A 14,169-nucleotide genomic window follows, 5' to 3' on the forward strand; every position below is an offset into this window, starting at 1 on the left:
CGATACGCCAGTGTACCGGTACGCCGCCGTATCGGTACACTGGCGTATCGGTACGCGGACGTATCGCACAACTCATTCGTCACGAAAAGAGGCCGGGGGATGACTTCCCTTACCGAGCCTGCCGAACCGGAGCCGGACCCTCGCGCTTCCCGACCGCCCCTGGTCCGCGAGCTCCTGCTGGTCGTAGGACTCTTCCTCGTCTACAAGTTCGGACGGCAGCTGGCCAACGGCCACACCGCCGAGGCCTTCCACAACGCCGACCGCGTGTGGAGCCTCGAGCGCGCCCTCCGTCTGCCGGGCGAGGGGGGCGTCCAGGGCGTGCTGCTCGACAGCGACGCGCTGGTGCACGCCGCGAACATCTACTACGCGACCGTGCACTTCCCGGCGACCCTGGCATTCCTGGTCTTCCTCTACCTGCGCCGCCCGCGCCACTACGTGTGGTCGCGCCGCGTGCTCGCCGCGCTCACGGCGGCGGCGCTCGTGCTGCACCTCTCGTTCCCGCTGGCTCCGCCCCGGATGCTGCCGGCCGCGCACCTCGTGGACACCGCACAGGTCTTCGGCCCCTCCGTCTACGCGGCACGGCCGGACACCGACACGATGGCCAACCAGTTCGCGGCGATGCCCTCGCTGCACTTCGGCTGGGCCCTGATGGTCGCGATCGGCCTCATCGCCGCGACCCGCTCCCGCTGGCGCTGGCTCTGGCTGCTGCACCCGCTGCTGACCCTGCTCGTGGTCGTCGGCACGGCGAACCACTACTGGCTCGACGCCCTCGTCGCGACGGCTCTGCTCGCGGTCGCACTGGCCGCGCTGCGGATGCCGGCCGCGCTCACCGCGCCGCGCCTGCGCCGCCACCTGCTGCCCGCCCCGGCCCACCCGGCGCTCCCGGCCCCCCTGCACGGGTCCGGCACCCCGGCGCCCTGGTCCGCGCACGCCGCGTTCCGCACCCCGCCCGACTCCCTGACCGCCGCCCAGGTCCTGGACCGGGCCCGGATCCCCGTCCAGGTCACAGCGGGCTCCGCCTCGGCGGCGACCACTCCCCCGCCCGTCCCGACAGGAGCCCGCCGATGAGCGCCACCCTGCTCGCCGTCGCCCTCTCGCTCGTCTCCGCCGTGGCCTACGCGGCGGCGGCCGTGGCCCAGGAGCGGCTCGCGGCCCGTACCGCGGGCGCCGGCGCCGGTGTGTGGCGGCTGCTCGGCACCGGTTCCTGGTGGTGGTCGGTGTCGCTCAACGCCTCGGCGGCCCTGCTGCACGTGGCCGCGCTCAAGTTCGGACCGCTGACCCTGGTGCAGCCGCTCGGCGCGCTCACGCTGGTCGCGGCCGTGCCGCTGGGCGCCCGGCTCGCGGGGCGGCGGGTCACCGCGGGCGAATGGCGCGGCACCGCCCTGACCCTGGCCGGTCTGGCGGCGCTGCTGGTGACGGCGACGGGCCCGGCGCCGGACGACACGCTCGCGCTGCCCGAGGCGCTCGCGGTGGCGGGGGCGACGGCGGCGCTCATCGGCTTCCTGGCCCGGCGCGGCGCCCGGCCCGGGCTGCGGCACGCCACGGCGTCCGGCCTGGCCTCGGGGGTGGCGTCCGCGCTGACGCAGACCGTGACGGTCGCGGCGACGGACCGCTCGGGGCCGCTGCTCGACGCGCGGGTGATCGTGGTGGCGCTGCTGGTGGCGGCGTTCGCGGCGGGCGGCCTGCTGCTGTCGCAGACCGCGTACCGGGGCGGGCTCGGCGCGCCGCTGGCGATGGTGACGCTGGCGAACCCGGTCGCGGCGGCGCTCATCGGGCTCTCGCTCCTGGGCGAGCGGCTGCAGGGCGGGATCGCGGGTCTGGCGCTCGCGCTGGCCGGTGCGGTGCTCGCGGCCCGGGGCGTGGTCCTGCTGACCCGCTCGGCGGTGCCGACGGCGCCGGGTCCCGTGCCCACGGGGCCGGAGCCGGACGGGGCACTGGCCGCGGTCGTGCCGCTGCCGGTCCGGGCAGAGCCCGAACCGGTCGTCCTGCGGGCGTCCTGACGGTCCGGCCGGGTCCTCCCGGCCGGACCGTCAGGCGGGCCCGGTCATCCGAAGCCGCGCGAGTCCTGCTTGAGCGCGGTGTCGACGGTCAGCGCCGTCGCCACGACCAGGCTGAGCAGCGGCTCGGGCAGCTGGAAGTGGATCTGCAGGACGTAGTTGTCCGCCGTGGTGAACATCGTCTTGGCGAGGCCCTCCCACGTCTTCGTGATCCGCGCGACCTCCTGGTCGGCGTGGTCCACGATCGCGAAGTTCCAGGCCCGCCAGTTCTCCGCCTTGATCGCGCCGACCTGCTGGCCGTTCACCATCATGCCGAAGTTGATCTTGCCGATGACGTTCTGCTGGACGATCTCGCCGACCGGCGAACCGTCAGGGCGCTCGACGATCACCCGGGACTTCATGAACTTCGCGGGGCGCGTGAGGATCAGCTGCGGCTGCCCGTAGGCGTCGCGGATCTCCAGCTTGTGCGTCATGAACTGGTCGACGCTGGAGACGAAGCGCAGCGCCTTCTTCAGGCTGCTCTGGCCGATCTCGGTGACCGTGCCGAGCGGGCGGCCCTGCTGGTCCATGACGCTGTACTCGTTGGTCAGCTCGATCAGCTTGGCCTTCTGGTTCACGACCAGGACCGGCTCGGTGAACAGCGTGCCGCCGCCCTGCGCGCTCGGCGCGACACCGGCCTGCTGCTGCACCTGGTGCTGGACCCGGGCCGCGTCCGCGTGCTGCTGCGCCTGCGCGCCGTAGGCCTGCTGCGGGGCGTGCTGCTGAGGCGCCTGCTGCTGCGGCTGACCGCCGTACGGCTGCTGCTGCGGCGGCTGGGCCTGGGCCGGCTGGGGCTGGTGCTGCTGAGGCTGGGCCTGCGACGGGGTCTGCTGCTGCGGGACCTGGGCCGCCGCGTGCGTGTGCTCGGTCCACTGGGAACCGTCCCACCACCGCAGTGTCTGGGGAGTCCCCTGAGGATCCGGGTACCAGCCTGCAGGGGTGTTCGATTGCGTCGTCACCGGGGCACACTATCGCGCCGCCCCATGGACCGGACCAGGCCGGACAGATGTGATGTGTGCCCCTCCGGTCCCGTCGGCACCGGAGGGGCACACCCGGGTCACACGGTGGCGATGGCCGGGTCGCTCACGCCCGCCGTGCCGTTCTCCACGTGCCCGGCGAGCCGGCGCAGATAGCCGGTCACGCCCTCGGCGACGATCGTCAGGTCGTACCAGCGCCGGGTGCCCGACAGGTCGACGGTCCGCTGGAGCGAGCCGCCCGCGGGCACGGTGTGGGTCTGCACGGCGCCCCCGTACGCGTTGGTCACCGTGAGCCGGACCGCGGCCGCCGTCGGGTTGGTCAGGGTCAGCTCCAGGTTGCCGGTGCCCCCGTTGTGGCGGGCGGTCACCTCAGGGCCCGCGACCTTGTTGTCGCCCTTGAAGGCGCGCAGGAACCCGTTCGGGCCGTGCACGGTCAGGTCGTAGGCGCCCTTGGAGTAGTACGAGTTCCAGCTGTCCGAGATCGACTTGCCGGCCTCGGCCGTGTACGTCCAGGGCCCGTCGGTGCGGTTCTGGGAGCGGATCTGGAAGGCGGCGCCCGCGCTGGGGCCGCCGCTGAGGGTCAGCTTGTACTTGCCCGTCGCGATGTCGGCGGCGCCGTCCACGTAGGGCGCGTAGGGGAGCGGGCGGCTCGGACGGGAGCCGGCCTCCTGGCGGGGCAGGGAGCCCTGCGCGGGCGGCTTCGGGACGTAGCTGGGGTGCCGGTCGCGGTCCGGCGGCAGGTAGCCGGAGGTGTCGGGCAGCCGGGCCGGGTCGGTGACCTTCAGGGAGAAGTCGAAGGCGGAGGTGAGGTCGCCGCAGATGGCGCGGCGCCACGGCGAGATGTTGGTCTCCCGCACCCCGAAGCGCTGCTCCATGAACCGCAGGATCGAGGTGTGGTCGAAGGTCTCCGAGCACACGTATCCGCCGGTGGACCAGGGCGACACGACGATCATCGGGACACGCTGGCCGAGCCCGTAGGGTCCGGCGGCGCGGGTGATGCTGCCCGGGTAGTAGTCCAGCTTGGTGTCGACGGTGGACAGGCCCTGGCTCGCGGAGGACGGCGGGTACGGCGGCACGATGTGGTCGAAGTAGCCGTCGTTCTCGTCGTACGTGATGAACAGGGCGGTCCTGCTCCACACCTCGGGATTCGAGGTGAGCGCGTCGAGGACCTGCGATATGTACCAAGCGCCGTAGTTGGCGGGCCAGTTGGGGTGCTCGGAGAACGCCTCGGGGGCGGCGATCCAGGAGATCTTCGGCAGTGTGCCGGCCTTCACGTCGGCCTTGAGCACGTCGAAGTAGCCGTCGCCCGCCTTGGCGTTGGTTCCCGTGCGGGCCTTGTCGTACAGCGGGTCGCCGGGCTTGGCGTTGCGGTAGTTGTTGAAGTACAGCAGCGAGTTGTCGCCGTAGTTGCCCCGGTAGGCGTCGTTGATCCAGCCCCAGCTGCCGGCCGCGTCGAGCCCGTCGCCGATGTCCTGGTACACCTTCCAGGAGATCCCGGCCTTCTCAAGGCGTTCGGCGTACGTGGTCCAGCCGTAGCCCGCCTCCTCGTTGCCCAGGACGGGGCCGCCGCCGGTGCCGTCGTTGCCGACGTATCCGCTGAGCATGTAGTAGCGGTTGGGGTCGGTCGCGCCGATGAACGAGCAGTGGTAGTCGTCGCAGACGGTGAACTTGTCGGCGAGGGCGTGGTGGAAGGGGATGTCGTCGCGGGTCAGGTACGCCATCGTCCCGGTGCCCTTGGCGGCGATCCAGTTGTCGTAGCGGCCGTTCGCGAAGGCGCTGTGCCCGCCCGCCCAGTCGTGGTCGAGGCCGGCGATGAACTGCATGCCGAGGTCGGCCGCGTCCGGGTGGTACGGCAGGGTCTCCTTGCCGGCACTCGACTGGTACCAGACCGGTTTGCCGCTGGGCAGAGTGACCGGGCGCGGGTCACCGAAGCCGCGGACCCCCTTCATGGTGCCGAAGTAGTGGTCGAAGGAGCGGTTCTCCTGCATGAGCACCACGATGTGCTCGATGTCCTGGACGGTGCCGCTGCGGCGGGCCGCCGGGATGGCGGCGGCCCGCTCGATGGAGCCGGACAGGGCCGTGTAGGCGGCGGTGGCTCCGGCGATCTGCAGGAAGCGGCGCCGGTTCAGTTCGGTCATGGGTGGGGGGATCTCCTGTTACGTCGGTGGATGCGTCGGCGGACGGGATCGACGGGAGTACGCCAACGGAGTGTTCAAGACCACCGGGAGAAAGGGAAGGGGCGGTGACGCACGTGTGAAGCCGGTGGGGCGGACGGCCGAAAGTCATCGGTGCGGCGCCGGATCCGGACCCTGTGACTCCACCGCCGGACCGAGGGGCTCCCCCGCGAGCCACTCGGCGACGGCCCGCCCGATCCGCTGCCCGGTCTCGATCTCCACGAAGCCGAACTGCCCGGACTGGTTGCACTCCAGGAACCACCAGATGCCGTCCGCGTCCTCCGCGAAGTCGAAGGCCCCGTAGGCGAGTTGGGCCCGGGTCAGATAGGCGTGCACGCCGTCGGCCACGCGCCGCGGCACGTGTACCGGCCGCCACGGCCCCGCCGTGTCGTTGAAGCGCACGTCGACGACGGCCTCGTCGGCCTCCTCCGCCTGCGGCTCGCTCCGCGCGCGGGCCGCGAACAGCCGGTCGCCCACGACGGTCAGGCGGATGTCGGCGACCTTGCGGACCCGGCGTTGCAGCAGCGTCGGGCCGTGCGCGACGTCCCGGTAGTCCTCGCCCGGCCGCACACGTGTGGTCGGCACGGCCATCCCGTGCCCGTCCGGGTGTGCGCCGGAGACCGGCTTCACGACGAGGTCGGGATAGCGCTCCGCGAACTCCCGGGCCACCCGGGGGAACGTGGTGATGAGCGTCGCGGGCACCGGCAGCCCGCAGGCCCGGGCCAGCCACAGCTGCCAGGGCTTGTGCCGGGCCTGCCGGGCCGCGTCCGGATGGTTCATCCAGCGCGCGTCGGTGCAGCGCAGCATGCCGTACAGCGACTGGGAGGCCTCCTCGGTCAGCCAGTCGGAGGCGGCGAGCGCGCGGGCGGCGGGGGTGCCGGGCCTGCGCACCCACACGGAACGCAGACCCGCCATGCTCACCACCCGGCCACCGACGGACAGATGGCCATGAAACGCCCCATGGGCGAACTCTCCGGACACTCCGACGCCGCCGGGAAGTTCGGCCGGATCCAGTCTCAGCACCGGGATTCCCCCGGCGTTCAATTCCACGACGGCCATGTCGGCCGTCACGTCCTGTTCGTTCGTCAGGATCAGAACGGTCATTTCCGCGCGGCCGTTCAGTCGTCGAAATGGGTTTTGGACCCTGCCGTGGACGTGGTAGCGGCACTCTCTCGCAACACAGCGTAGTCGTACGCGGCCACTCCGCCGTCGGGCAGCACATTCAACTGCAGTGCGGAGTCGTACGTGTACGGCGCGCTGACCTCTGCCTCTCGTACAGCTCGGGCATAGTTCAGGGCGAACGGTCGCATGAGTACTCCTCGTTGGGGGGCGCACCAAGCTAAGCGCATGGTGACTCTCCGGCGTCACACTCCTAGCGAATTTCTCAGATTCTTTCTGTAGGACGCATCACACCTGCGGACGAGTTCATTCCGCCACGGAGCGTGATGACGCAACGTCAGCAACCAGAAAGGGGCGGCCCTTTGGGCCACCCCTCTGCTATACCGCGCCTTTACAGTCCTTTACACTCCTTCACGCCACCGTCACCGGGCCGCCGTCAGGCCCGCAGCGGGGCCAGCTCGGGGTGCGCCGACACGTATCCGTCCAGGAGCCGGCGGGCGACGGCGACCGAGTCGACGAGCGGGTGCAGGGCGAAGGCCTTGACCGCGGCGGCGCGGGACGCGGTCGTGGCCGCGGTCAGCACCTCGCGCTCCACGGCCTTGACCGAGGTGATCAGGCCCGTGGCGTGGCCGGGGAGCGGGTCGACGGCCACGGGGTGCGCGCCGTTGGCGTCGACGAGGCAGGGCACCTCGATGACGGCGTCCGCGTCGAGGGCCGAAAGGACGTGCCGGTTGCGGACGTTGAGGATGAGTGTGGCGCGTTCGTCGCGGGCGATGGCCCGCATCAGCGCGAGCGCGACCTTCTCGTACCCGCCGGACTCCTCCAGGTCGGCCTCGTCGCGCTCGCCCGCGCCGGCCGCCTCGCGGTTGTCGGCCATGTACGTGGCCTCGCGCTCGGCGCGGGTGCGGTCCCAGGAGGCGTAGGAGGGATCGGCGTAGAAGGCGGACTGCTGGTCGGCGAGGAAGGCGCCGCGGGTGCGTTCGGCCTCGCGGTAGGCGCGGACGGTCTCGCGGTTGAAGTAGTAGTAGTGCAGATACTCGTTGGGGATCGCGCCGAGGGAGCGCAGCCAGTCTGTGCCGAACAGGCGGCCCTCCTCGAAGGAGCCGAGCAGGTGCTCGTCGGCGAGCAGCCGGGGCAGCTCGTCGCGGCCGTGCACGCGCAGGCCGCGCAGCCAGCCCAGGTGGTTGAGGCCCACGTAGTCGATCCACGTGTCGGCCGGGTCGGCGCCCAGGACCCGGGCCGCGCGGCGGCCGAGGCCGACGGGCGAGTCGCAGATGCCGATGACGCGGTCGCCGAGGTGGCGGGACATGGCCTCGGTGACCAGGCCGGCGGGGTTGGTGAAGTTGATGACCCAGGCGTCGGGGGCGACGGCGGCGACGCGGCGGGCGATGTGGGTCGCGACGGGCACGGTGCGCAGTCCGTACGCGATGCCGCCGGCGCCGACGGTCTCCTGGCCGAGAACCCCCTCCTCCAGCGCGACGCGTTCGTCGGCGGCGCGGCCCGCGAGACCGCCGACGCGGATCGCGGAGAAGACGAAGTCGGCGCCCCGCAGCGCCTCGTCGAGATCGGTGGTGGAGTGCACGGCGGGCGCGTCGGGAACACCCATGGCCTGCTGCGCGAGCACCCCGGTGATCGCCTTCAGCCGGTCGCCGTCGATGTCGTGGAGGGTCACCTCGGTGACCCGGCCCGGGGCGTGGTCGTCGAGCAGTGCGCCGTACACGAGGGGCACCCGGAATCCGCCACCGCCGAGAATCGTCAGCCTCATGGCCCGATCGTAGGGCAGCCTGATCCCCGACCAGATCTTCGACCGGCGGAGGACCCCCATGCACATCCGCTCGACCACGACCTCTACGTCGCCCCGTACCAGACGCACCGGACGCCGACTCCTCACCGCGGCCGCCGCGTTCGCCGCGCTGGCGCTCGGCGCCGGGACCGCGACGGCCGCGCCCGGGTGGACCGAGACCGGCACGGCGCGCGTGGACTCGCTGTCCGGCAGCCAGGGCCTGGCGAGCCGCGCGGACGGCTCGCTGGTGTACCGCGGCCTGGCCTCGGTCCCGCTCGACCTGCGGATAGCCGGCTGGACGCACGTGGGCGACCCGGACATCGCGGGTGGCTACACCTTCGACGCGTACCAGGGCGGTGACGGCGCGAAGAAGAAGATGTACGCGGTGACCGCGCCCGGCGGGAAGCGCACGACGTACGAACACGCGCTGGATCCGGGCGAGTTGCTGAACAACTCGTTCGCGACGGTGTCGCCGGACGGGCAGTGGCTGGTGTCCGGCGAGTGGGGCACGATGCGCCGCCTCCAGGTCTTCCCGGCGCCCGTCCTGAACCCGTCGGCGCCCGCGCCCGGCACGAATCTCCCGCAGGCCGGCCAGATCACGCTGGACCGGTCCGTCGACGACATCCAGGGCTGCGACTTCACCGACGCCACGCATCTGCTGTGCTCGTCGGACGGCGCGGCCAAGGAGGTCCTGGAGGTCGCGCTGGACCGCGCCCTGGACGGCGCGCCGGTCACCGGCCGGGTCACCTCGGCGTTCGCGATCCCCCAGCGCAGCATCTGCTCGGGCACGTTCGAGTCCGAGGGCGTCGACTACGACGCGGCGCGCGGCACCCTCCGGGTGGAGATGGTGCCGCCGTCGCCGTGCCTGGTGACGACGGCCGTCATCTCGTACCGCAGGGGCTGACCGGTACGAGCGGTCACGGGGTGGGGCCGGCCGGGATCAGCCTCGCTCCCGGCCGGCGCCCTCCGGCTTCTTTCGCGGGTCAGGCGGGCACCGGTGCGGCGGCGGGGAGGTACGGCGTGACGTTGCGCAGGGCGCGCTCCACGTACTCCTCCTTCTCGCCGACCGGCGCGACGTAGTGCAGCGCGCTCGCCGCGGCCTCGACGCCCCGGGTGCGGGCGATGATCCACGCGGCGAGATACGGGGAGGCGAGGCAGCCGCCGGCGGTGGCGACGGAGTCCCGGGCGTGGAAGGGCTGGTCGATCACGTCGATGCCGGCGGCGACGACCCACGGCCTCGTGGTCAGGTCGGTGCAGGCGGGGACGCCTTCGAGCAGGCCGAGCCGGGCCAGCACGAGCGCGCCGGAGCACTGGGCGGCGATGAGCTGGCGTGCGGGGTCGAGGCCGCGCAGGACGCTCATGATCGCCGGGTCCTCGACGACCTCGCGGGTGGCGATGCCGCTGCCGATGATCACGGCGTCGGCGGCGCACGCGTCCTCCAGCGTGGACATCTGCTCGACGACCACGCCGTTCATCGACGTCACCTTGGGGCTCGGGGTGGCGATCGTGACGCGCCAGCCCTCGCTCCTGACGCGGTTGAGCACGCCGAGCGCGATGAGGGAGTCGAGTTCGTTGTAGCCCTCGAAGGTGAGGATGGCTATGTGCACGGCGGCGGTCCTTCCGGGAGCGGGTGCGGGACGGAAGCCGACCGTAGGGACAGACATCCAGGACAGCCAAGAAATTGTCATGCGTACAATCCGCCGTATGGCTGCCCCGCGGTACAAGACGCTGGTCGACGCGCTCGCGTCCGACATCCGGTCCGGAAGGCTCGCCGCGGGCGCCCGGCTGCCGACCCATCGCGGGCTCGCCGCCCGGGAGGGCATCGCGGTGGTGACCGCGACGCGGGTGTACGCGGAGCTGGAGGCGATGGGCCTGGTCAGCCGGGAGCAGGGCCGGGGCACGTTCGTACGGGACCTCGCGGTGCCCGCCGGACACGGTATCGACCAGGCGGCCGTGGCCCCGGACACGGTCGACCTCAGCTTCAACTACCCGTCCCTGCCCGGGCAGGCCGGTCTCCTGCGGCAGGCCCTGCGGGAGCTGGCCGGTTCCGGTGATCTCGACTCGCTGCTGCGCTATCAGCCGCATCCGGGGCGCCCGCAGGACCGGGCCGCGATCGCCCGGCACCTGCGGCGGCGGGGGCTCACGACGGACGCGGAGCGGGTCCTCGTCGTCAACGGCGCGCAGCACGGCCTGGCCGTCACGGTCATGGCGATGCTGGCGGCCGGTGACGTCGTCGCGGTCGACGCGCTCACCTATCCGGGGTTCAAGGTGCTCGCCCACGCCTTCCATCTCGACCTGGAGCCCGTCCCGGTGACGGCCGGCGGGCCGGATCTCGACGCGCTGGAGCGCCTGTGCGCGACCCGCCCCGTCCGCGCGATCTACACGATGCCCACGCTCCACAACCCGCTGGGCGGGGTCATGTCCGCGGCCGACCGCACCCGCCTCGTCGCCGTCGCGCGGCGGCACGGCGCGCTGATCGTCGAGGACGCCTCCTACGCCTACCTGGTGGAGGACCCGCCTCCGCCGCTGGCCGCCACCGCGCCGGACCTCACCGTCCATGTGTCGGGGCTGTCGAAGAGCGTCGCCACGGGTCTGCGCGTCGGTTTCGTCGTCGCCCCGCCGTCCGCCGTGCCGTCGCTCGAACGCGCGATCCGGGCGACCACGTGGAACACCCCGGCGCTCACCACCGCGATCGTGTGCCGCTGGCTCGAGGACGGCACCGTGGACGCGTTGGAGGCACGCAAGCGGGCCGACGCCAGGTCCCGTCAGGGCATCGCGCGCGAGGAGTTGGCGGGTCTGCCCTTCCTCGCCCACCCCGCGTCCTATTTCACCTGGCTTCCCCTGCCCGAGGACGCCCGCGCCGACCGTCTGACGGCCACGCTCGCGCGGCGCGGCATCTCGGTGTCCACGGCCGAACCCTTCACGACCACGCACCACACCCCGCAGGCCCTGCGGCTCGCCCTCGGCTCGACCGACCCGGAGAGCCTGCGGTCGACGCTGCGGACGGTGCGGGAGGTCGCGATCGAGGACGCCTTCGCCTGAGGCGTCTGCGCGCCGGTGCGTAGCATCCAGGCATGCTGAGGATCGGTTCTGTCGTGCTGGGTGTGTCGGATGTGCCGCGTGCGGCCGCGTTCTGGACGGAGGCGCTCGGCTACGTCCCGCGCGACGAGGTCGGCGACGACTGGGCGGTGCTCGTCCCGGCGGACGGCCCCGGGGTCCAACTCGCGCTCGGTCTCAGCGAGTCGCCGGTCCAGGAGCACCCGCGTGTCCACCTCGACCTCTACGCCGGGAACGCGGCCGAGCAGGCCGCCGAGATCGAGCGGCTCGTGTCCCTGGGCGCCCGGCAGGTCGACTGGGACCTGTACCCGCAGGACCCGGACTTCGTGGTGCTGGCCGACCCGGACGGCAACCGCTTCTGCGTCATCGACACCGCCCACCCCTGAACCGGAGCCGATCCGAAGGCGGGTGACCACCTCCGCGTGAGCGGGCTCCCTCCGGGGAAAAGGTCAGGATCATGACAGAGACCCCGGAGATCCTCAGCACCACGACCCGCCCCGCACGCCCCGTTCGGCAACTTCTCGCCGCTTCTGTCGGAAATGCGGTGGAGTGGTACGACTGGTACGCATATACGTTCCTGGCCACCTATATCGCCGACCAGGTCTTCCCGAAGAGCGCCGACAACTCGCTCGTACCGCTGCTGTCCACGTTCGCCGTCTTCGCCGTCGGCTTCTTCATGCGGCCCGTCGGCGGGCTGCTCATGGGGGCCGTCGCCGACCGGCGCGGGCGGCGGACCGCGCTGACCGTGACCATCCTCCTGATGGGCGGCAGCAGCCTGCTCGTCGGGCTCACCCCGACCTACGCGGCGGCGGGCGTGCTCGCGCCGGTCGTCCTCGTCCTGGCACGGCTGCTGCAAGGGCTGTCCGTGGGCGGGGAGTTCGCCGCGTCGACGACCTTCCTCGTCGAGTCCGCCGGGCCCGGCCGCCGCGGCCTGTTCTCCTCCTTCCAGTACGTGTCCACGTCCATCGGGCAGTTGACGGCCTCGGGGGTCGCCGCGCTCCTGGTGAGCACGCTCACCGAGGGGCAGATGGACGGCTGGGGCTGGCGCGTGCCGTTCCTCGCGGGCGCGCTGCTGAGCCTGGTCGGGTTCTGGATCCGGCAGGGGGCGCAGGAGACCCGGGAGACGCGGGGCCCGCGGCCCGGCCTGTTCGACGCGCTGCGGCACCACCCGCGTCAGTCGCTGCTGATCTGCGGCATCACGGCGGGCGGCACCCTCGCGTACTACACGTGGACCTCGTACCTGCCGACGTACGCGGAGCTGAACACCGGCATCGACAAGTCCGACGCGCTTCTCGCGGGCACGCTGTCGCTGGCGTTCTTCGCGCTGCTCCAGCCGGTCGGCGGACTGCTCTCGGACCGGTTCGGGCGCAAGCCGCTGCTGCTGTTCTTCGGGCTCGGGTTCGCACTCCTGAGCGTGCCGCTGCTGCACGGGCTGACCGGCTCGTTCGTCTCGCTGCTGCTCACGCAGTGCGCGGGCATGGTGCTGCTCACGGGCTTCACGTCGATCTCGGCGGCGGTCAACGCGGAGGTGTTCCCGGCGCGGGTGCGCGCGGCCGGGATCGGGTTCCCGTACTCGCTGACGGTCGCTCTGTTCGGCGGCACCGCCCCGTACATGGGGACCCTGTTCAAGGAGCTCGGGCACAGCGGGATCTTCCCCTGGTACGTGGCCGCGCTGTGCGTGGTGTCCTCCGTCGTGTATCTGCGACTGCCCGAGAGCGCACACCGAGAACTCGAGCGGTGACGGCCTAACGTCAGGACATGAACCGACGCGCGCATGTCTGCCTCGTCCTGCTCGCCGGCGCCTCCGGTGCCGTGGACGGGCTCGCGTTCACGGTGCTCGGCACCGTGTTCGCCGGGGTGATGACCGGGAACCTGGTGCTGCTCGGCGTCTCGGCCGGCGGCGGGGACGCGGCCGACGTGGCCGCTCCCCTGTACGCCCTCGGCGGGTACGCGCTCGGCGCGGCGCTCGCCGCGCTCGTGTGCCGGGGCGCGCCCGCGCGCTCCGGCGGCGGCTGGCCCGGGCGGGTGGTGGCGTGTCTCGCCGGGCAGGCCGCGCTGCTCGGCTTCGTCGCGGTGGTGTGCGCGGTCCTCGACGGCCGCCCCGCCGGCGTCTGGCGGACGGCGCTCCTCGTGGTGTCGGCGCTCGCGATGGGCGGGCAGTCGGGCGCGATGGTCGCCGCCGGCGCCTCGCCGACCACGTACTTCACGGGGACGCTCACGACGCTGGTGACCGGGCTCGTCGACGGTTCGGGGCGCGGGGCCGGTCAGGTGTGGGGCGCGGCGCGGCTGCTCGCGGTGGCGGGCGGGGCGGCGTGCGCGGTCGCCGTGCACCGGGGCGCACCGGTCTGGGCGTTCGTGCCGCCGGTCGTCCTCACGGCCGCCGCGGTGCTGTGTCAGAAACCTGCACATCGATTGCGCACCGCGGGCACGACGGTTCACGAAAATCCATTGCGGGATACACATGACGGGCGTCATTGATGCGCTGGTGTCCCATTCCGGGAAAGCGGGCACAGCATGTTCACCATTTCCGCAGTGAAGAATGTGAAGGAGCTGGCAGCGCCTCGTGAACGGGTGTGCACCATGCGGTAGTTGAGCGGGCACATCCCCTCTGACCGGGGACCTTCCGATTGGCTGTGCGAGCTGCGGTCATGCTTTGATCCACCGCATCGTGGAACGGACGGACCCGGTTCCCCGCCGGATCACCGCGCCTTCCGCGTTTTTCGAAATACCAGGTACACCCCCCATTGAGAAGGGCGGCTCACATCATGAGCAACACCCCCAAGGTCGAGACCCTCGAGATTTCCGACGCCGAGCTGGACAACGTTTCGGGCGGTCTGCTCGGCGGCGTCGCCGGCAACCTGACCGGCACCGTCGACTCCATCGCCCCGGTCTCGGGCGTCGTCGCCGGCCTGACCGGCACGGTCGAGGGCGTGACCGGCGTCAACACCGCCGCCGTCACGGGCCTGGCCACCGGCCTGACCGCCGGTCTCTGAGCCTGATCCCACGGATCGGTTCGATCGGGC

General features: G+C 72.2%; 14 protein-coding genes. 8 read left to right on the forward strand and 6 right to left on the reverse strand.

Annotated features, from left to right (window positions below):
• Positions 1-99 precede the first annotated feature (99 nt).
• Both IAG42_RS05640 and IAG42_RS05645 read left to right on the forward strand, forming a co-directional pair.
• The gene (locus tag IAG42_RS05640) at positions 100-1,068 is read left to right on the forward strand and encodes a phosphatase PAP2 family protein (RefSeq protein WP_188335907.1); all 969 of its coding nucleotides are present in this window, start codon (positions 100-102) and stop codon (positions 1,066-1,068) included.
• Positions 1,065-2,000 carry a DMT family protein gene (locus IAG42_RS05645; RefSeq protein WP_188335908.1) on the forward strand — a complete coding sequence of 312 codons (936 nt, stop codon included), beginning with the start codon at positions 1,065-1,067 and terminating at the stop codon, positions 1,998-2,000. Before IAG42_RS05640 ends, IAG42_RS05645 begins: the two co-directional genes overlap by 4 nt.
• A 44-nt stretch (positions 2,001-2,044) precedes the next feature.
• Here the strand turns inward: IAG42_RS05645 and IAG42_RS05650 are convergent, their stop codons facing one another.
• The 5 genes from IAG42_RS05650 to IAG42_RS05670 form a co-directional block, all read right to left on the reverse strand.
• Complete coding sequence (locus IAG42_RS05650) at positions 2,045-2,995, reverse strand: phospholipid scramblase-related protein (RefSeq protein WP_188335909.1); 951 nt, start codon at positions 2,993-2,995, stop codon at positions 2,045-2,047.
• 98 nt (positions 2,996-3,093) lie between these two features.
• A complete protein-coding gene (locus IAG42_RS05655) occupies positions 3,094-5,151 on the reverse strand; it encodes a phosphocholine-specific phospholipase C (RefSeq protein WP_188335910.1) in 2,058 nt (685 codons plus the stop codon).
• A 144-nt stretch (positions 5,152-5,295) separates the two neighbouring features.
• Entirely contained in the window at positions 5,296-6,291 is a 996-nt protein-coding gene (tgmB, locus tag IAG42_RS05660) for an ATP-grasp ribosomal peptide maturase (protein WP_188335911.1), read from the reverse strand.
• A 14-nt stretch (positions 6,292-6,305) separates the two neighbouring features.
• Positions 6,306-6,497, reverse strand: a complete 192-nt coding sequence (gene tgmA, locus IAG42_RS05665) for a putative ATP-grasp-modified RiPP (RefSeq protein ID WP_188335912.1) — start codon at positions 6,495-6,497, stop codon at positions 6,306-6,308.
• 245 nt (positions 6,498-6,742) lie between these two features.
• A complete protein-coding gene (locus IAG42_RS05670) occupies positions 6,743-8,071 on the reverse strand; it encodes a 6-phospho-beta-glucosidase (protein ID WP_188335913.1) in 1,329 nt (442 codons plus the stop codon).
• Positions 8,072-8,129: 58 nt separating this feature from the next.
• Between IAG42_RS05670 and IAG42_RS05675 the strand changes: the two genes are divergently transcribed.
• Entirely contained in the window at positions 8,130-8,993 is an 864-nt protein-coding gene (locus IAG42_RS05675) for a hypothetical protein (protein WP_188335914.1), read from the forward strand.
• Positions 8,994-9,072: 79 nt separating this feature from the next.
• Here IAG42_RS05675 and IAG42_RS05680 read toward each other — a convergent pair whose 3' ends face one another.
• Positions 9,073-9,696: a DJ-1/PfpI family protein gene (locus tag IAG42_RS05680; protein WP_188335915.1), complete on the reverse strand. Its 624-nt coding sequence runs from the start codon at positions 9,694-9,696 to the stop codon at positions 9,073-9,075.
• 97 nt (positions 9,697-9,793) lie between these two features.
• On the opposite strand from IAG42_RS05680, the gene IAG42_RS05685 reads away from it, so the two are divergent.
• From IAG42_RS05685 to IAG42_RS05705, 5 genes are all read left to right on the forward strand, one after another.
• On the forward strand, positions 9,794-11,131 hold the full coding sequence (locus IAG42_RS05685; RefSeq protein WP_188335916.1) for an aminotransferase-like domain-containing protein: 1,338 nt from the start codon (positions 9,794-9,796) through the stop codon (positions 11,129-11,131).
• 32 nt (positions 11,132-11,163) lie between these two features.
• On the forward strand, positions 11,164-11,532 hold the full coding sequence (locus tag IAG42_RS05690) for a VOC family protein (RefSeq protein WP_188335917.1): 369 nt from the start codon (positions 11,164-11,166) through the stop codon (positions 11,530-11,532).
• Between the two features lie 71 nt (positions 11,533-11,603).
• A complete protein-coding gene (locus IAG42_RS05695; protein ID WP_188335918.1) occupies positions 11,604-12,887 on the forward strand; it encodes an MFS transporter in 1,284 nt (427 codons plus the stop codon).
• Positions 12,888-12,904: 17 nt separating this feature from the next.
• Positions 12,905-13,624 carry a DUF1275 family protein gene (locus IAG42_RS05700; protein WP_188335919.1) on the forward strand — a complete coding sequence of 240 codons (720 nt, stop codon included), beginning with the start codon at positions 12,905-12,907 and terminating at the stop codon, positions 13,622-13,624.
• Between the two features lie 287 nt (positions 13,625-13,911).
• A complete protein-coding gene (locus IAG42_RS05705; protein ID WP_188335920.1) occupies positions 13,912-14,139 on the forward strand; it encodes a type A2 lantipeptide in 228 nt (75 codons plus the stop codon).
• Positions 14,140-14,169 lie beyond the last annotated feature (30 nt).

It is taken from the genome of Streptomyces xanthii (assembly GCF_014621695.1).
GTDB lineage: Bacteria > Actinomycetota > Actinomycetes > Streptomycetales > Streptomycetaceae > Streptomyces > Streptomyces xanthii.